This is a genomic window from Gemmatimonadales bacterium (genome assembly GCA_041390145.1).
Lineage (GTDB): Bacteria > Gemmatimonadota > Gemmatimonadetes > Gemmatimonadales > GWC2-71-9 > SPDF01.
Genome location: JAWKQM010000007.1, coordinates 128,142 through 144,129, shown reverse-complemented (window position 1 = coordinate 144,129; position 15,988 = coordinate 128,142). Strand labels below are relative to the sequence as shown.

General features: G+C 67.4%; 22 protein-coding genes. 5 read left to right on the top strand and 17 right to left on the bottom strand.

Going from position 1 to position 15,988, the window contains the following annotated elements; genetic code table 11:
- The first annotated feature begins 5 nt into the window (after nucleotides 1-5).
- From R2910_08045 to R2910_08025, 5 genes are read left to right on the top strand one after another with little or no spacing between them, the layout of a single operon-like run.
- Nucleotides 6-818, top strand: a complete 813-nt coding sequence (locus R2910_08045) for an acyl-CoA dehydratase activase (protein ID MEZ4412917.1) — start codon at nucleotides 6-8, stop codon at nucleotides 816-818.
- A complete protein-coding gene (locus tag R2910_08040) occupies nucleotides 815-1,630 on the top strand; it encodes an acyl-CoA dehydratase activase (GenBank protein MEZ4412916.1) in 816 nt (271 codons plus the stop codon). The genes R2910_08045 and R2910_08040 overlap by 4 nt, the downstream gene beginning before the upstream one ends.
- Entirely contained in the window at nucleotides 1,630-1,875 is a 246-nt protein-coding gene (locus tag R2910_08035) for a hypothetical protein (GenBank protein MEZ4412915.1), read from the top strand. Before R2910_08040 ends, R2910_08035 begins: the two co-directional genes overlap by 1 nt.
- Nucleotides 1,872-2,894, top strand: coding sequence for a zinc-binding dehydrogenase (locus R2910_08030; protein MEZ4412914.1), 1,023 nt, complete (start codon nucleotides 1,872-1,874; stop codon nucleotides 2,892-2,894). Before R2910_08035 ends, R2910_08030 begins: the two co-directional genes overlap by 4 nt.
- Nucleotides 2,891-3,340 (top strand): hemerythrin domain-containing protein, encoded by a 450-nt coding sequence (locus R2910_08025; GenBank protein MEZ4412913.1) that lies wholly within the window; start codon nucleotides 2,891-2,893, stop codon nucleotides 3,338-3,340. The genes R2910_08030 and R2910_08025 overlap by 4 nt, the downstream gene beginning before the upstream one ends.
- Here R2910_08025 and R2910_08020 read toward each other — a convergent pair.
- The 17 genes from R2910_08020 to R2910_07940 all read right to left on the bottom strand — a co-directional run bounded on the left by R2910_08020 (nucleotide 3,337) and on the right by R2910_07940 (nucleotide 15,982).
- Entirely contained in the window at nucleotides 3,337-4,449 is a 1,113-nt protein-coding gene (locus tag R2910_08020) for an NAD(P)H-dependent oxidoreductase (protein ID MEZ4412912.1), read from the bottom strand. The two genes, R2910_08025 and R2910_08020, sit on opposite strands and share 4 nt — an antisense overlap.
- Nucleotides 4,446-5,540 carry a serine hydrolase domain-containing protein gene (locus R2910_08015; GenBank protein MEZ4412911.1) on the bottom strand — a complete coding sequence of 365 codons (1,095 nt, stop codon included), beginning with the start codon at nucleotides 5,538-5,540 and terminating at the stop codon, nucleotides 4,446-4,448. The genes R2910_08020 and R2910_08015 overlap by 4 nt, the downstream gene beginning before the upstream one ends.
- A gap of 18 nt (nucleotides 5,541-5,558) precedes the next feature.
- Nucleotides 5,559-6,881, bottom strand: coding sequence for a hypothetical protein (locus R2910_08010; protein MEZ4412910.1), 1,323 nt, complete (start codon nucleotides 6,879-6,881; stop codon nucleotides 5,559-5,561).
- 45 nt (nucleotides 6,882-6,926) lie between these two features.
- Nucleotides 6,927-8,042 carry a hypothetical protein gene (locus R2910_08005; protein MEZ4412909.1) on the bottom strand — a complete coding sequence of 372 codons (1,116 nt, stop codon included), beginning with the start codon at nucleotides 8,040-8,042 and terminating at the stop codon, nucleotides 6,927-6,929.
- 28 nt (nucleotides 8,043-8,070) lie between these two features.
- Nucleotides 8,071-8,340, bottom strand: coding sequence for a MoaD/ThiS family protein (locus R2910_08000; protein ID MEZ4412908.1), 270 nt, complete (start codon nucleotides 8,338-8,340; stop codon nucleotides 8,071-8,073).
- Nucleotides 8,341-8,348: 8 nt separating this feature from the next.
- The gene (locus R2910_07995) at nucleotides 8,349-8,987 is read right to left on the bottom strand and encodes an NAD(P)-binding domain-containing protein (GenBank protein ID MEZ4412907.1); all 639 of its coding nucleotides are present in this window, start codon (nucleotides 8,985-8,987) and stop codon (nucleotides 8,349-8,351) included.
- A 35-nt stretch (nucleotides 8,988-9,022) separates the two neighbouring features.
- Nucleotides 9,023-10,738, bottom strand: coding sequence for a DUF2207 domain-containing protein (locus R2910_07990; protein MEZ4412906.1), 1,716 nt, complete (start codon nucleotides 10,736-10,738; stop codon nucleotides 9,023-9,025).
- Nucleotides 10,735-11,292, bottom strand: coding sequence for a LemA family protein (locus R2910_07985; protein MEZ4412905.1), 558 nt, complete (start codon nucleotides 11,290-11,292; stop codon nucleotides 10,735-10,737). Before R2910_07985 ends, R2910_07990 begins: the two co-directional genes overlap by 4 nt.
- Nucleotides 11,293-11,297: 5 nt before the next feature.
- Nucleotides 11,298-11,711 (bottom strand): hypothetical protein, encoded by a 414-nt coding sequence (locus R2910_07980; GenBank protein MEZ4412904.1) that lies wholly within the window; start codon nucleotides 11,709-11,711, stop codon nucleotides 11,298-11,300.
- Nucleotides 11,712-11,730: 19 nt separating this feature from the next.
- Nucleotides 11,731-13,017, bottom strand: coding sequence for an amino acid permease (locus tag R2910_07975; GenBank protein MEZ4412903.1), 1,287 nt, complete (start codon nucleotides 13,015-13,017; stop codon nucleotides 11,731-11,733).
- A gap of 36 nt (nucleotides 13,018-13,053) precedes the next feature.
- Entirely contained in the window at nucleotides 13,054-13,503 is a 450-nt protein-coding gene (locus R2910_07970) for a PAS domain-containing protein (protein MEZ4412902.1), read from the bottom strand.
- A gap of 117 nt (nucleotides 13,504-13,620) precedes the next feature.
- Nucleotides 13,621-13,938, bottom strand: a complete 318-nt coding sequence (locus R2910_07965) for a YciI family protein (protein MEZ4412901.1) — start codon at nucleotides 13,936-13,938, stop codon at nucleotides 13,621-13,623.
- Nucleotides 13,939-14,024: 86 nt separating this feature from the next.
- On the bottom strand, nucleotides 14,025-14,261 hold the full coding sequence (locus R2910_07960) for a hypothetical protein (protein MEZ4412900.1): 237 nt from the start codon (nucleotides 14,259-14,261) through the stop codon (nucleotides 14,025-14,027).
- 5 nt (nucleotides 14,262-14,266) lie between these two features.
- The gene (locus tag R2910_07955; protein MEZ4412899.1) at nucleotides 14,267-14,395 is read right to left on the bottom strand and encodes a hypothetical protein; all 129 of its coding nucleotides are present in this window, start codon (nucleotides 14,393-14,395) and stop codon (nucleotides 14,267-14,269) included.
- 59 nt (nucleotides 14,396-14,454) lie between these two features.
- Entirely contained in the window at nucleotides 14,455-14,919 is a 465-nt protein-coding gene (locus R2910_07950; protein ID MEZ4412898.1) for a DUF1579 family protein, read from the bottom strand.
- A gap of 37 nt (nucleotides 14,920-14,956) precedes the next feature.
- Nucleotides 14,957-15,229, bottom strand: a complete 273-nt coding sequence (locus R2910_07945; GenBank protein MEZ4412897.1) for a DUF4242 domain-containing protein — start codon at nucleotides 15,227-15,229, stop codon at nucleotides 14,957-14,959.
- A 153-nt stretch (nucleotides 15,230-15,382) separates the two neighbouring features.
- On the bottom strand, nucleotides 15,383-15,982 hold the full coding sequence (locus R2910_07940; GenBank protein MEZ4412896.1) for a hypothetical protein: 600 nt from the start codon (nucleotides 15,980-15,982) through the stop codon (nucleotides 15,383-15,385).
- Nucleotides 15,983-15,988 lie beyond the last annotated feature (6 nt).

Here is a 15,988-nt window from a genome sequence, read left to right as displayed (position 1 = left end):
AGATCATGCGATACAGTGGCGGCGTGGACGTCGGCTCTACCCAGACCAAGGCGATCGTGATCGACGAGGCGCGCCGCATCGTGGGGCGGTCGCTGATCATGACCGGTTCCAACGTGGTCACGGCGGCCCAGGAGGCGTTCCAGGCGGCGCTCGACGACGGGGTCGTGCGCGAGGCGGACGTGGGGTATGTGATCGGCACGGGGTATGGGCGATACAAGGTGACTTTCGGCAACGACCAGGTGACCGAGATCAGCTGCCATGCCCGCGGCGCCGCGCATCTCTTCCCCGGCACCCGCACGGTGCTCGACATGGGCGGCCAGGACACCAAGGCCATCCGCGTGACGGAGTCCGGCGACGTCCTCGACTTCTGCATGAACGACAAGTGCGCGGCCGGCACCGGTCGCTTCCTCCAGGCGGCCTCCTTCGCGCTGGAGATTCCGCTCGGCGAGCTCGGGGGCGTGGCACTGCGGGCCACCCGGCCCGTGAAGATCTCCACGACCTGCACCGTCTTTGCGGAGTCGGAAGTGCTGGGATGGGCGGCCAAGGGCAAGAAGATCGAGGACATCCTGATGGGCGTACACCGGTCCATCGCCGCCCGGTCGGTCTCGCTGCTGCGGCGGGTCGGCGTCGAGGAGCGGATCACCTTCACCGGCGGCGTCGCGCGCAACGAGGCGATGGTTGCGGTACTGAACGAACTCCTGGGCACTCCCCTCCAGGTGGGAGACGACTCGCACTACATGGGCGCGCTCGGTGCGGCGCTCTTCGCCATGGACCGCATCATCGCCGGGCAGACCGCCCCGGCTGGAGCCGCCTCATGACCACCTTGACCGCCGGCATCGATGTTGGGTCCACGTACACCAAGGCGGCGCTGCTCACCGACGATGGCACGCTGGTCGCCACCGCCATGATCCCCACGGGTTTTCGCCTCGATGCCGCCGCGACCGAGGCCTACACCGCCCTGCTCCGGCACGCCGATGTGACGCGGGAAGACGTGGCCTATCTCGTCAGCACGGGGGCGGGGCGCTACCAGGTGCCGTTCCGCGACCTGCACGCCACCGACCTCACCGCCCAGGGTCGCGGCACGCGCCATTTCTTTCCTCACACCCGCACGGTGCTGGATGTCGGCGGCCAGACGATGAAGGCGAGCCGGCTCGACGACCGGGGCCGGGTGGCGGCCTTCCGGCTGAACGACAAGTGCGCCGCCGGGACCGGGGCGTTCCTCGAGAAGACCGCCCGGTACCTCGGGTTCGGGACGGAGCAGATCGGGGCGGTGGCCGCCGCGTCGGCCGATGCCGCCAACATCTCCGGGGTCTGCGCCGTCTTTGCCGAATCGGAGGTGATCAATCACGTCTCGAGCGGACGTGCCCCGGGCGACATCCTGCACGGCGCCGTCGTGTCGCTCGTGGCGCGCTCCGTCCAACTGATGAAGCGTGTGCGTCTGGAACAGGAGATCACCCTGGTGGGCGGCATCATGCGGTTCCCCACCATGGTGCGGGTGCTCCGCGAGGAACTGGGGCAGGACGTCAACGTTCCGCCGGAGCCGCTCGCCCAGTTCACGGCGGCCATCGGTGCCGCGGTGCTTGGCCAGCAGCGCCTCGCCAAGCGCGCCACTGAAGGCGCGGCCGCCTGATGGGCCGGTCGCTGCCGGTACTCGAACCGGACGGCGACGCGCCCGATCCGCTCGAAGCCGAAGGCTGGGAGCGCCGGTTCATCGCCGTCGGAGCCCGGCTGGATGAATCCGTCAAGCTCTATGAGCAGCTCGGATTCGCCGTGCGGCTCGAGCTCCCCACTGCGCAGGACCTGCGAGAGGAGTGCGGCGACTGCCATGCCGCGCTGCAACTCTACCGGGTCGTGTATACCAGGAGACCTGCATGAAGGCCGCCGTCTTCCACGCCGCGCACCAGCCGCTCGAACTGACCGAGGTCCCGACGCCAGAGCCAGAGGCCGGCGAGGTGCTGGTCAAGGTGGCGGGGTGCGGCGTCTGCCATACCGACCTCCATTACCTGGATCACGGCACCCCGACCTTCAAGCCGCCCCCGATCATTCTGGGGCATGAAGTGGCGGGAACCGTCTCGGAAGTCGGCCGGGGCGTCACCACGCTCGCGGCGGGCGCCCGGGTGCTGATCCCTGCGGTGCTCTCCTGCGGGCACTGCACGCTCTGCCGCTCGGGGCGCGAGAACATCTGCGAGAACAGCCAGATGCTGGGCAATCATATCAACGGCGGGTACGCGGAGTTCGTGGCGGTCCCCGCCAAGGACGTGGTGCCGATGCCCGACGACGTACCGCTGGTCGAGGGATCGATCATCGCCGATGCCGTGACGACGCCCTACCACGCGGTGGTCCGGCGCGGCAAGGTGATTCCGGGCGACTGGGTGGTGGTGTTCGGGTGTGGCGGGGTGGGACTCACGCTGGTCCAGGTGGCCGCGGCGGTCGGGGCGAGAGTCATTGCCGTGGACGTCAAGGATGCAAAGCTCGAAACCGCCCAGCGCTTCGGCGCCACGGCGGTGTTCAACGCGGCCACGACCAGGAAGCTGGACAAGGAGATCCGCACGCTCAGTGGCGGCGGCGTCAACGTGGCGTTCGAGGCGGTCGGCAAGGCCGTCACGCAGGAAGCCGCCCTGAACTGCCTCACCACCGGCGGACGGCTCGTGCTGGTCGGGTACAGCCCGGAAACGCTGCCGCTCAACGCCGGCCGCGTGATGTTCCGGGAAATCGAGGTCATCGGCTCGCTGGGCTGCCGTCCCGTGGACTACCCGCGCGCCATCGAGATGGTACGACAGGGGAGCGTGCGTCTCATGGATCTCGTGACCCACCGGTTCCCGCTCGAACAGATTGCCGAGGCGCTCGACACCCTCCGGGGTGGCGACGCCATTCGCGTGGTGGTGACCCCATGAAGATCACCGACGCACTCCTCGGCGAGCATGGCGCCTTCTACGCGCAGTTCGACCGCATCGAGGAAACGCTTCCCCATACGACATCGGTCGGCGAAGTCCGCGAGCAGGCGGCGCTCCTCGCCGCGGCGCTGATATCGCATGCGCAGCTCGAGGACACGCTGCTCTTTGAACGGATGCGGTCGGCGGGCGGGGACGAGGGGCTGCTGAGCACGATGGAAGCGGAGCACACGGCAATTGCCGGGCTGCTGACGCGCGCCCAGGGGTCCCAGGATGTGTCGGCCGCGCGAGACGACCTGTTGGAGGCGGTAACCCTGGCCCGGGATCATTTTGCCAAGGAGGAACAGGTCGCGTTCCCGATGGCCGAGAGCATCATCGGCGCTGCCGGCCTCACCGCTCTCGGCGCGCGTTGGTCGGCGCGGCGCGAGGTGTTCGTCAGCGACGGCTAGGGCAAGTCCGCGCGCGTCATCCGGTGAGCCTTTCGCCCCCCGCGCGGCGTCCGCTCCGCCCCCTGCCCAGCCGCCACCAGCGCCGTGGCCTTGGCCAGCGTCCGCGCCGCCAGCGCCCGGGCGCCCTCGTGCAACTCCGAGCTTTCCCGGACCACCTCGACGTTCCGTTCCATGTCCTCCGCCGACCACCCGCGGCTATGGGCGATGAACGGAAACTGGGGGAAGTCGAATCCCAGTTCCGAGAAGAACATCAACATCTGCCCGGCCACCGCCTGCACGTTGTCCTGCCCTCCCGTGATGATGAACGCCGCCGCCTTGTCGCGGATCAGCACCCGGTCCCGGATGGTGATCTGGTTCTGGATGCAGTTCATGCGCTCGATCAACTTGAAGTAGAGGGAACTGGCACTCCCCCAGCGAATCGGTGACGCCACGATGACGGCGTCCGCCCAGAAGATGAGCCCCTCGTAGACCTCGGCCATCTGGTCCTTGGAGTCCATCTGGGTGATGGAACAGGGCCAGGTACAGGCGTGCGCACTCTTCGAGTAATACCCCTCGCAGTTGCGGACCCTGAGCTCGTTGGCCTTGAGGAGCTTCGTCTCGGCGCCGAGCGTGCCGGCGTGCGCCAGCGCAATCTCGAGCAGCGCGTCGGACGTCGAATACCTGGGAAAGTTGGCGTCCATGGCTGTCGTGGAGAGGCCGAGGACGCGGATGGGACCGGGCTCCCGGACGACGGGGCGCTCGAGCGGATGTCGCTCATGAGGCGCGGCGTGCCGCTTGCTTGCCGGTACGGGGTTGAGGAGCAGTCGGCCGCCCTCCTCCCGTACTTCGTGGCGCGGCACACGGTCCTCCTCAAACCCCGGTTCCCCCTCGCCGGTGCTGCGGTGGAACTTCCAGTGGTGCCAGGGGCAGACGATGTATTCCCCGTCAAGCGTACCTTCGCCGAGGGGGCCGGCGGCGTGATTGCACACACCGGAGACCGCCCCGAACACCCCGTTCCGACAACTCAGGGCGATTTTGAGCTTGCCAAGCGTGATTTGCCGGAGCGGTGTCGCTTTCAGCTCATCGATCGGGCCAAGGTCGAGCCAGCCTGCATCAGCGTTTGCGCTCATTGCGGGACCTCTTCCGCCGCGTACCAGGTGGCCACCCGCCCGGCCAACGCGTTGAGTCCCTTGTCGGTATTGACGGCAATGGCAACGACCAGATGCTGGTCCGGGTACAGTGCCAGGACGGATATTCCGCCGATGGACCCACCCGTGTGCGCCACGTAGCGCCGGCCCTGCTGGTCGGTCCCAACATTCCACCCAACACCATAGGACGTGACAGTGCCGTCGCGGAGGCGCATCGGCGTCCACATCATGTCACGCGTACCCCTCGTCAGCAGCTTGCCATCCAGCATCGCCTGGCCGAAACGGGCGAGATCCTCGGTGCTGGAGAGAAAGCCACCACTCGGCCACTTGTAGCTGTTGTCGACATAGGGGGCGTTTTGAAGCGGCGCTGCACCGTCAGGTCCCGAGTAGAACCTGGTGCGGCCCACGATGATACTATCGGGAAAGTCGGGGACGGTGGCACTCATGCCAAGCGGGGCGAAGACCCTGTCGTGCATGAACTGGAGGTACGGAACGCCAGATGCCCCTTCGATGACGGCGCCGAGGAGATTGTAGCCGAACGAGGAGTAACTGTACCGGGTTCCCGGCTCGAACAACAAGGAATCATCCTCGAACATGCGGAGCCCGTCGAGCAGGGTCGGGTAGAAGCGCTGATTCTCGAACTCCCCATCCTTGTAGTGCCGAATTCCCGCCTGGTGCCCCGCCAACTGTCGGACGGTGACAGGCCAGGGCTTTCTGGGAAACGTCGGAACGTACTGCTGCACCTCGGCATCAAGGTCGAGCCGCCCCTCGTCCACGAGGATGCCAAGGGCAACGGCGGTAAAGGGCTTGGCGATGGATCCCACGCGGTAGCGGGTGGTGGATTGCGCCGGGGCGGCAAGCTCCACATCGGCCAGCCCGAACCCCCGATTCAACGCCACCTCGCCGTTCCGAATGATGGTCACCGAGGCCCCCGGAATTCCGAGCTCCCGCATCCGCGCCGGGAATACGGCGTCGACGGAGTCGCTGGGGATGATGCGGACCGCAGCCGCCACCGCCGCCTGCGCTTCGAGCAGCGCCGGCATGATCAGGAGAGCAAATACAGTCGGCCACATCCGGCGCATACGCGCTCCTCAGTTCAGTTGCACAAGGATTTCCTTGCCGCTGTCATCCACCGTCGCGTTCTTGAACTCGGCGACGAAACCGGGCCCCCGAATGGTCGCGGCCCCGGCGGTCCGCTCCACGATCGGCCGGGCGGGCAGGACGATTTCCACCCAGGAGATGCCGTTGAACATCGGGTGCGGACCGACCCCTGCCGTTCGGGACTCGATGTCTGCGTCTTCCTCATCGAGCGCCGTCATCTGGCCGGCATCATTGCCAAGCTTGAGGAAGCGCGTGTGGATCAGTCCACCATCCACCCGATCGATGTTGAGCGGATCGAACCCCTGGGGCCAGAGCGGGTGCCCGGGCGCCGACTGGATCACCACGCGCCATCCCTCCTTCGTCTCGAACGCACGCTGCCGCGTCCCCCATCCGGCGGTGACATCGGCCGCGTCGATCCGCGCGTTCCGCTTGGCGGCACCGACCTCCACGGGCGTGAAGGCACAGGGCGCGGACGCCGGTGCTCCCGGGCCGTTCAGCGCGGCGTCAAGCAGGCCATCCAGCGACTGTCGATCGTTCGATTCCAGCGATTCCCGCCATCCCGGTGCCAACCGATCGAGCAGAATCGCCCAGGCCGGCCCGATCGTGTACGCCCGCAGGCGCACCGCCTCCGGGAGGAATTCCCCTTCGGGGATCGCCACGGCCGATCCACCGGCGGCACGCAGCTGGATGTACGCCGCGAGCCCCTCGTTGAGCTCCGTCAGTCGTTCATAGGCCACGAACGCGGAATCCATCGCCGCGAACCGCTCCCGGCGATAGGACAGCGCCACCCGGGCCCAGCAGGCGGCCCCCGCGGCCTCGGCATTGGCCAGCGCGCGGGCCAGCGCCTCCGATTCAAGCCGGCGCGCGGCGAGCAGGTCGGCGTTCGTGACCGGATAGACCAGGAGATCGCCCTCGTTTCCGGTCCACCCCTGATGATGCTGGCGCTGATAGACGTGAAACGCCTCGTGCATCGCCACGGTGGCGAGCGTCGTTGCCGGCTGCTGCCCACGCGAGCCGTCGACCAGCAGGGTGGCGGTCAGAAGCCCGCCGATCTCCGCACTGGAGTTCGAGGTGACGGCGGCATAACGGCCCGGGTAGGTACGTGCCGAGGGGAGGGAGCCCGCCACCGGAACGAACCCCGCCGGTGGGGATGGATGGCGGAAGAGCCAGGTCTGCCGGCCGTCGTAGACGGCGAGGGGAATAGCCAGCGGATCGAAGCCCGGCCAGAGCATCTGGCTGCCCGCGATGCGCTCGACCTCGAGTTCGATGGCCGGCGCGCTGGTTGTGTCCTGCGCCGCGACGGGTCGCGACATGATCAGGATGGCAGCTCCAGCGGCCGCGAGCATCCTCCTCATCCGTTACGCCGGGCCCGCAAACCGGACGCAGTACACCGGCGGAAGGTGTTCGGAGATCGTCTGCCAGGAGTCGCCCTGGTCTTCCGTCACCCAGAGCGACCCGGTCGTGGTGCCGAACGCGAGTCGGTCGCCGGTGGCATCGATGTCGAGCCCGTGCCGGTAGGTGATGTCGTACGCATGTCGCTGCGGCAGCCCCTTGGTGAGGGCTTCGAACGTCTTCCCCCCGTCGCGTGTGCGGTTCACGATGACGTGCCCGTCCACGGGGATCCGGCGCTGATCGCTGGTGCCTGGGACGAACCAGGCCGTACCGCCGTCACGTGGATGGACCACCACCGCAAATCCGAACGACGATGGTGCCACCTGGAGCTCGCGCCACGACGCGGCGTCGTCGGTGGACCGGAAGATCCCGTTGTGGTGCTGTACCCACCATTCCGCCGGCTGTGCGGGGCACTGCACGAGCCGGTGCACATCCTGCACGTGCGGATCGTGGGTCTGTTCCGGGGGGAAATAGTCCGCGCGCATCCCGTGGCTGCTGATGGTCCAGGAGGCGCCCCCGTCGGTGGTGGCCCAGACCCCGCCGGTCGAGACGCCCACCAACACCCGCCGAGGGTCGCGCGGATCCACGCTGACCGAGTGGATGCCGGGGTAGTCCGCCCCGCCGCCCACCCACTCGAGCCGCTTCGGGTGGTCCCAGAGCGCGCGATTGAGCTCCCAGGTCATACCCCCGTCGTCGGAGCGGAAGAGACCGCCGGGGATCGTCCCGCACCAGAGCGACCCGGGCCGCGCGGGGTCGGCCGGCTCGAGCGCCCAGATCAGCTGCACACTGTCGGGAATCGTGCGTCCCATCGGGTCCACGCGCGGCGCCGTGCCCTCGGGCCGCGGGGGCAGGGCCGGGGTCGTGATTTCCTCCCACTTCCGCGCCCCTTGGCGCAGCCGGTGGAGCTTGACGCCGAAATGCCCATGCCCCAGTGCCACGTAGACTGTCCCATCCCGCGTGTCGGGCAGCATCATGGTGGCGTTGTCGCCGAGGAAGTGCGTCTTCTTGACGGTCCATCTCGACTTGCCGCGCTCGACCTGGAACAGGCCCTTGCGGGTAGCGGCATAGAGACGCGTGCTCATGGCGTGGAAACCTCCGTTCGGAGAATGGTCAGCCCCCGGAGAGCGCCTGCATGACGTACAGCTTTGAATCGGGCCGCACCGGGTCGGTCAGCCCTCCCCGGTCCCGGACCATTCGGCCGTCGAGGAAGATGGCCATGTGCTTCCGCAGCTCACCCTGCTCATCGAGGACGTATCCGCGAGCCAGCGGGTTTCCGGCAAACACGGCGTCGAGCACCTCGCGCACCGTGCCGCCCGCGACCTCCGTCGGGGGACAGGCCACGTGGCGCTGAATATTCTCGGTGAACGCGACCGTCGGCATGGTGGCCCCTAACGCAACAGCTTGAAGGCGTGGGTCCACTCGCCGCGGAGGAACCCCGGAAGGCACCAGAGGATGCAGAGTGGCTCGATGGCGCGCGCGGACTCCACGCCCCCCATGTCCTCGCTCTCCCAGCCGAACTGCTCCAGGACCGACGTGACGACCTGCTTCGCCTTGGCGTCGCTGCCGCAGATGAACATGGTCGGCGGTCCCTGCGGGAAGTCGGGGTTGACCATGCGGGCGTTCCCGACGCTGTTAAACGCCTTCACGAACCTGGTGTAGGGAAATTCCCGCTGGAGCCGCTCCATGAGGGAGTCTTCCGGCGTGGTGAAGAACCGGAGCAGACCGTGTTCCGGGAGGCCGTCCACGATCGGGTTCGTCGCGTCGATGACCACTTTTCCGGCCAGGTCCTCGGCCGCGACCGACTGGAGCGCCAGCAGCGCGGCGGTGCCCTTGACCGCCAGGACCAGCAGCTCGCCGAACTGGACGGCCTCGGTGCTGCTCCCGACCCGCCCGCCGGGGGTGTTCGCTGCCCACTCCGACAGCTTGGCGGGGGTGCGGGTGCCCAGCATGACGGAGTGGCCGTGAGCGAGGAACCCGCGCCCGAGTGTCTGTCCCACGATGCCGGAGCCGATGATGCCGACCTGCATGTTGTCCTCCTTGCCCGGGCAGACGCCGGGCGCGTTCAGAATCCGCCGCCCCCGCCCCCGCCTCCGCCCCCACCGGACGATCCGCCGCCCCCGAACCCCGACCCGCTGGAGCTCCGAGGCGAGGAACTCATGGTGCTCCCGGCCCGGGTGGAGAGGGTGGAGATGCGCGACGAGAAGCTCCGCGCGTTGAACCCTGACATGTTGGTCCCCACGTACCAGGTCGGTGGCTCCTTGTAGATGTCGTCAAAGGCCTTGGCCCACTTGGCTTCCACCCCGAACGCCATGGCGTAGGGCAAGAACTTCTCGAACATCTCCGGCGTCTTGACGACCCGTGCATAGCGATCGCTGTCCACCCGACGGAGGAACTCCTCGAAGCCGCGAGTGTCTTCGTAGGCGCGCGCACCCGCCACCGTCCGCGCCGGCATGAAGTAGCCGAAGGCGAGGACGATCACGCCGCTGATGACCGCCGCCAGGATGAAGGCCACCGGGGACATCCCGAACTTGTCCCCAATGAAGGCGCCGATCATGGCGACGGGAAAAGTGAGCACCACGGCCCCCACCATCCAGGCCGCCCGCACCCGGTCGGGCCGCGACCGGTACAACCCGCGATCCACCAGCCGGTCGAACGTGGAGTTCTTGATCCGGGACAGATAGGTGTAGAACTCATCTTCGAGGTCCGACAGCTCCACCGTTCGTTTCCCGTGCCGGAACATCCCTTCCAGGACAAAATCCTCGTGCCGTTCCAGCGGCCGCGCGCCCGGCTTCGGGTCCAGCCGATGGAAGACATACTCCTGATGCTTGAAGAGCCCGAAAAGGACGTTCTCCTGCTTTTCCTCGATCTTCAGATAGCCCTGCACCGCCAGGTCGACGATGGTGGCGGTGATGTCACGCATGTCCACCTTCTCGTCGATCATCGTCCCCGCCTCGGCGGGGGTCAGCCCCTTCGGCGGGTCGTACCGCACCCCGATGGGGCGCTCTTCCGGGTCGCGCCCCGTCCGGCGCCAGAGGGTGAGCATTCCGAAGAACACCAGGACCGGAATGCCCAGCGGCCAGTTGCTGGCCAGGAACCCGGTGGCCCGCTCGACCGACGTGGGCTCGGCAATCACGCCCTTGTTCCAGCCGACCACCGCCGTCACGCCCTCGTGGAAGCCGAGCGGTTGCGCCATGGTGACGGTGACCTCGGACCCGTCGATCGCTACCTCGGCGTTCTGCGACGTGGATCCGTAGGCTCCATCAAACGCAATGGCCCGCACCCCCGAGACGGTGGGGGGCAGGTCGATCCGCGCCGAAACCGATTCAATCGGCACGTCCCATTCGTCGCCGGTGATGTTCCAGTAGAGCTCGTCGTGATCCTCAAAGAACCGGAGCCCGTTCGTCGCCTTGTAGTGGAGGACGACCACCTTGGTGGCGTTGTTCGCGCCGGGCACCCAGATCTTCAACTTCAGGTAGTGGCGCTCGCGTGAACGCTCCACCTTGAGCGCCGTGCCGTTCTCGTCGGTGGCGCTGATGTCCTCCAGCCGCAAGGTCCACGAGAATCCCTGCGGGGTCCGGTACTCCACGGGCACCGTTCGGTAGACCCCGTTCCACTGGCCGCTGAACGCCACCGTGATCTTCTCGGACACGTCGACAGTGCCGTCCAGGCCGACGACGATGTGCGCATCGAACTGCTTGATGGCCAGCGACCGCTGCGCCGAGCCCGGCGTCGCGATGAGGGAGAGGCCGAGGGCGAGGACGAACCCGAGCCGCCTCACTTCGGTCCCTCCAGGTCGATGGTGGGCACGGCACCCTCCCCCCGGTCGCTCAGGCCGAAGAACTCCGCCTCCCGGAACCGGAACGCCCCCGCGATCAGATTCGAGGGAAACTGCTGCACCTTCGTGTTCCGGTCGCGCACCACCGCGTTGTAGTAGCGGCGCGCGTTCTGGATGTGGTCCTCGATGTCGGTCAGGCTCTTCTGCAGCGCCAGGTAGCTCTCGCCGGCCTGGAGCTCGGGATACGCCTCCGCCAGGACGAAGATCTGCCGCACGGCGCTGGACAGCACCCGTTCGGCCTCTCCGGCCGCGGCTGGGCCGCCGGCGCTCACGGCACGGTTTCGCGCCTCGACCACCGCGTCGAGGGTCCCCCGCTCATAGCCGGCGTGTCCCTTGACCGTGGCCACCAGCGACGGGATGAGATCGTGGCGGCGCTTCAGCTGCACATCAATGTCGGCCCAGGCGTTGTCCGTGAGCTGGCGGAGGCGGGTCAGGGCGTTGAAGGTGACGGTGGCGTAGATCGCCACGGCCACCGCGAGGAGGATCAGGATTGTCATCGGGCTCACTCCCCTGGGCTGGTGACCGTGCCGCGCGGCCGGGCAGCCACGAGCGTGATGAGGATGATGCCGACCACGCCGACCACCGCCACCCACAACGGATGAGGGATGACCCAGAGATTGTACAGGGTGGCCACCAGGATGACACCCCCGACGACGAGGCCCGGCCATCGCGCGTCGCTTCTGGCGAACCGCATCGCCGTGCTGGCGCCGACCCCGGTGCCCAGGAACCACGCGGCGAGGACAAAGAGGAATGATCCGACGGGGAGATTCCGCATCGCGGCGGCGATCGATGCGGGATCCGTCGGGTCCATCCCGGGCGGCGGAGGAATCAACCGCATGCCGAGCGTCTCAACCAGCGCGACCAGCACCATTCCGACGACCAGTCCGGCGAGGACACCAAGAATCGAACGACCCATGTGCGCCTCCTGAGCAGAGTCAGTTGCCGCGGCGGGACGCCGCCAGCCACGCCAGCCAGCCGAGTGCCAGCACGACGGCCAGTTGTATGATATCCCCCCTCGGTCGCGACGCCAGCAAACCGAGGCACACGAGCACACAGGCGATTGCCAGGGCGGTCCCGGCCGGGGCGCGGAAAGCGGCCGGCGACCGCGTGCCGTCGCGGCGCAATACAGGCAGTGCCGCGCAGGTCACGATGTAGACGATGACCCGCAGGCCCACCGTGATCGAGACGGCGGACGCGAAGGTGGTCACGACCGTGAAGAGGAGCATGCCCACTCCCGACACCACGAGGCCCAGGTACGGGGTCTGGTAGCGCGGGTGCACCGCGGCGATCCGCGCCGGCAGCTGGCGGCGCTCGGCCATGGCGAACGGCATCCGGCCGGCCCCGAGGAGGATCGCGTGCGCAACTCCGAGTGTGGAGAGCAGTGCGCCGACGACCATCACGAGGGCACCGACGGGCCCGAAGACGCGCTCGGCGGCGTCCGCCAGCGGGCGGGCCGAGTGTCCGAGATCAGGGAGCGTCCCCACCGCCACCACCTGTACCCCCACATAGACGAGCGCCACGATGCCGAGACCGGCCAGGAAGGAGAACGGAATCGTCCGTTCCGGATCACGTACCTCGCCGCTGGGCACCCCGAGCACCTCGAAGCCGCTGAAGGCGTAGATGGCGAGCAGCACGGCGCCAGAGAGCGCGGCGGGTGCCGGCACGGCCGAGGGAATCAGCCGGGCCCCCTCGACGAAGAACAACCCGGCGAGCACGAACAGGGCGAGCGGGATGAGCTTGGCAAGCGTGACAATGTTGTTGACGGTTCCGGCGCGCCGCACGCCGAGGACGTTGATCGTGGTGAGCAGGACGACGAGACCGGTGATGATGGCGATCCGCCAGGGACCGGTCGAGAGAGTCGGCGCGAACCAGCCGAGATAGTCGACAAAGAGGTTGGTGACCGCGGCGAAACCACCGAGCTGCGTCACCCACATCAGCCAACCGATCTCGAACCCGACGACGGGGCCGAATGTTTCGTACGCGTAGAGATACGGCCCTCCCGTGTCCCGGAAGGCGCTGCCCACTTCGGCGAAGCAGAGTGTCACGCCGAGGACCACCAGACCGGCGAGGACGATGGCCCACACACTGAAGGGGCCGACGGCGAGGTAAAGGATGGCAGGAATGCCGAAGATGCCGCCACCGATAACACGGTTGACGGCAAAGGCAGTGAGGTCGCGCCGGCCGAGGGCACGAACGAGGGTAGGCTGCGCGGGTGTGGCCACCCTCCAATCTAGCGCTCGACGACGCCGCCGCGAGGCTCAGACCAGTTGCTGGTTGGTCAACACCGTGATGGCGAGAAGATCGGTGCGGGGCACGACGGTCGAAAGCACGGGGGTGGTCAGCGCGCCGCCGTCGCTGCGGCGGAAGGTGATCTCGCTGGCCATCCCACCTGGTTGCCCACTTGCACGTGAGGGGTCACCGAACACGAGCCCAAGTGCGCTGCCCAGACGGATCAGCTCTCCTGGTGAGCGGTACCCCAACAGCTCGGCAAACGCGCGGTTGACCAGGAGCGGCACGGCGTTGCTGTCGAGGAGACAGAGGGGATGCGGGGCCTGGTCGAGGAGGGCGCGAAGGAGTTCGCGATCGTGCCGCAAGGTGTCTTCCACCCGGCGGCGCTCACTGGCGGCCTGCTTCAGGTCGGCCACCTGCTTGCGGAGATCGGTGTTCTCGTTGATCAGTTCCTGCTTGCTGCGGTGCTGATCCCGCATTGGCGGCTCCCGCTCACATGGATGGTCTATCCATCGTGACGAGCGGGCGGGGCGGATTCGCACAGTCGCGAAGTGGAACGCGTCAGTCCGGTCCGCAGAGCCACCGCGTGCCGAACTCTAGGGCAGTTGCTCCGTCGGCACCCACCAAGTCCGTACCCGGGCAAGCAACCGGCCGGCCCGCACGGCGGGATCGGCGTCAGCGAGCGCCTGTGCCGCCTCCTGCGTCGCCGCACGGAGGACCGTCAGTCCGATCACCGGATCACCCGCCAACGGCGCAAACCCGCCGGCGACGATGGCATGGCCTTCCGCGTGCAACTGCAACTGGTACTGGATATGGGCGTTGGTCAGCGCGGCCTCCGCCTCCTCGCCCTGGCTCACGTACGCTGGATTCGCCACCAGGAACCAGGCGTAGTGAGTGCTCCATTCGGTCGGCATCGGGATCGACTGGGCCGCCGCACCACGGGGAGCGACAAGACAAAGGACGGCGGCTACCATCGTGACCGTCGCAGCTCGGAAGCACATCATGGGGGCGACACCTCCCTTCGGAATTGTTGGTGATTCCCCGGCAACCACGTCTGCCCACCGTCGACCGTGTACTCCATCTTCGACTCGAAGGCGTCGGCCGACACGTTGTAGCGCGTGAAGCGGAGCTGGCTGGTGCCGCCATCGGCCGTCTGGAATGGAGGCGTGGTGCGGACCTCCCCGCCGAGCGGGCCAGTCATCTCCCAGAGGCGGCCGTCGGCCCCGACCGAGACCATCTCGATCAGCCCCTGCTGTTCGTTGATGAAGATTGGTCCACGGAACGCTCCATCACGGTCGGGTCGGCGGGTGTCTGGGCCGACGCGGCAACGACAGGGGCAACCAGTGCGGCGGCGAACAGCAGAGTTCGCATGCTGGATTCCATTGTGAGGAGAGTCGTGCCTCGATTCACGCGGCCCGCATATGCCCGCCCTACCCCACCCGGTGGTAGTCGGCGTCGAACAGCTTCTTCCAGCTGCGACCGTCCTCCGACATTTCCATCGAGGATGCGATGCGGTCGGGTTGTGAGTAGTCTGCGCGCATCCGGACATGCATCGGGGGCCCAGCGTGGCCCAATACCAGAACGTCGTCCGTGAATGTACCGATAAAGTATTCCGGCGGGGAGCCGATCGAGTCGACCCAGGTCATGGCGTAGCGCTCTGACTTCGGGTCAAAGGTGTAGACACCGTGGCCGGAAAACGTCTCAACCCCGTCTCGCGTCTGCTGATAATCGATGACGAGCGCGAAGCCACCGACCGCGACTCGGCCGACCGTCTGGCCGATCGCGGTGCCACCCTGCGGATCCCAGGGAGAGGGGTACATCGTCTCTTCGCCTTCCCAGGTACCAGCCATCTGGTCGAATCGTCGGTGGCCGGCGGCAGGAGTGCGTAGTTCCAAGGTGCGCTCCGTGTCCAGTGGGAGTCGAGGCCGCCGCCTAGTCCGCGGTCTTCGGGCTGATGATCACCTTCACTTCGGACACTTTGTTGGCAGGGAACCCTCCCATCTTCGCATGCTCGCGGACCATCGCCTCGTTGGGCGCGTCGTACACACAGTAGATCATGTCGCCGACCACGTAGCTATGCTGCCACTGGATAGTGGGTCCCAGCTCGGACAGGACGCTGCAGGACTTCTGGCTGATGCCCTTGAGATCGGCCATCGAAAGACTTCCGGCACCGGGGACCACGCGTTCGATGATATACGTCGGCATAGGAGGCTCTCCATCAAGGTGGACGTGACAGGCACGACATCGCAGGTGAATTCCGTCACGGGCAGACCAGGCTTGAATAATAGTAAAAATTCTGTCCCGTATCAGGAGATTCCGCTAGGGGCCGGATCCCTGTACCGAACAGGCGCCGTCAGATCACGGGTCCCCGCTCGCGTCTGCGATGGAGGAACCAGGCGTGTGACGCACCAGGTCGATCTGGAGTGCGTACGCCATGATCGTGACCACGATACAGTAGGCGCCGACCTGCCAGTCGGGGAAGGATGCCCCGAGCGCCAGCATGGCATTCGCGATGTACACCACCTGGAGTGCCATGATGGGGGTGTACCCGCCGAGCCGACCGGGGCCCCTGGTTCGCACGAGGAGGGTCGCGCCGAACCCGAGAATGAGCACCGGCCCCACGACGGCCACCCACTGGGCGGGGCCGTCGGGCCAGGCTTCCAGCTGCAGGTAAGAGAGGAGGATGAGCACGGCCGCCCCGGCGGCGAGGGCATACCCGATGCTTCGTGCCCGTCCGGACAAGGTACCGGCCGTCATCCAGCGGAGGGAGGCAGGCAGGATGAACGCCACGAGGAACGCCGGGAGCACCAGGCGCCAGAGTCCCCACTCCGTCAGGGCCCCGTAGGGCGAGGTGTCCAGCGTGAATGGCAGGAGGAGGGCCACGATGCCGAGACCACCGGCGGCGGTCAGGGCGGCGTGCGCCGAGCGGCGATTCGGTGCCACTGTTGAGGCAGTCATCGATCA

Excerpts from the sequence above, each read along its gene's own strand:
- R2910_07960 (MEZ4412900.1), bottom strand. The coding sequence starts at position 14,261 with ATGGTCTCGGTCGGGGCCGACGGCCGCCTCTGGGAGATGACTGGCCCG.
- R2910_08030 (MEZ4412914.1), top strand. The coding sequence starts at position 1,872 with ATGAAGGCCGCCGTCTTCCACGCCGCGCACCAGCCGCTCGAACTGACC.
- R2910_07940 (MEZ4412896.1), bottom strand. The coding sequence starts at position 15,982 with ATGACTGCCTCAACAGTGGCACCGAATCGCCGCTCGGCGCACGCCGCC.
- R2910_08025 (MEZ4412913.1), top strand. The coding sequence starts at position 2,891 with ATGAAGATCACCGACGCACTCCTCGGCGAGCATGGCGCCTTCTACGCG.
- R2910_07995 (MEZ4412907.1), bottom strand. The coding sequence starts at position 8,987 with ATGCAGGTCGGCATCATCGGCTCCGGCATCGTGGGACAGACACTCGGG.
- R2910_07965 (MEZ4412901.1), bottom strand. The coding sequence starts at position 13,938 with ATGCCGACCGAATGGAGCACTCACTACGCCTGGTTCCTGGTGGCGAAT.
- R2910_08020 (MEZ4412912.1), bottom strand. The coding sequence starts at position 4,449 with ATGAGCGCAAACGCTGATGCAGGCTGGCTCGACCTTGGCCCGATCGAT.
- R2910_07985 (MEZ4412905.1), bottom strand. The coding sequence starts at position 11,292 with ATGACAATCCTGATCCTCCTCGCGGTGGCCGTGGCGATCTACGCCACC.
- R2910_07945 (MEZ4412897.1), bottom strand. The coding sequence starts at position 15,229 with ATGCCGACGTATATCATCGAACGCGTGGTCCCCGGTGCCGGAAGTCTT.
- R2910_08000 (MEZ4412908.1), bottom strand. The coding sequence starts at position 8,340 with ATGCCGACGGTCGCGTTCACCGAGAATATTCAGCGCCACGTGGCCTGT.
- R2910_07955 (MEZ4412899.1), bottom strand. The coding sequence starts at position 14,395 with ATGCGAACTCTGCTGTTCGCCGCCGCACTGGTTGCCCCTGTCGTTGCC.
- R2910_08045 (MEZ4412917.1), top strand. The coding sequence starts at position 6 with ATGCGATACAGTGGCGGCGTGGACGTCGGCTCTACCCAGACCAAGGCG.
- R2910_08035 (MEZ4412915.1), top strand. The coding sequence starts at position 1,630 with ATGGGCCGGTCGCTGCCGGTACTCGAACCGGACGGCGACGCGCCCGAT.
- R2910_07970 (MEZ4412902.1), bottom strand. The coding sequence starts at position 13,503 with ATGCGGGATCAGCACCGCAGCAAGCAGGAACTGATCAACGAGAACACC.
- R2910_08005 (MEZ4412909.1), bottom strand. The coding sequence starts at position 8,042 with ATGAGCACGCGTCTCTATGCCGCTACCCGCAAGGGCCTGTTCCAGGTC.
- R2910_08015 (MEZ4412911.1), bottom strand. The coding sequence starts at position 5,540 with ATGTGGCCGACTGTATTTGCTCTCCTGATCATGCCGGCGCTGCTCGAA.
- R2910_08040 (MEZ4412916.1), top strand. The coding sequence starts at position 815 with ATGACCACCTTGACCGCCGGCATCGATGTTGGGTCCACGTACACCAAG.
- R2910_07980 (MEZ4412904.1), bottom strand. The coding sequence starts at position 11,711 with ATGGGTCGTTCGATTCTTGGTGTCCTCGCCGGACTGGTCGTCGGAATG.
- R2910_08010 (MEZ4412910.1), bottom strand. The coding sequence starts at position 6,881 with ATGTCGCGACCCGTCGCGGCGCAGGACACAACCAGCGCGCCGGCCATC.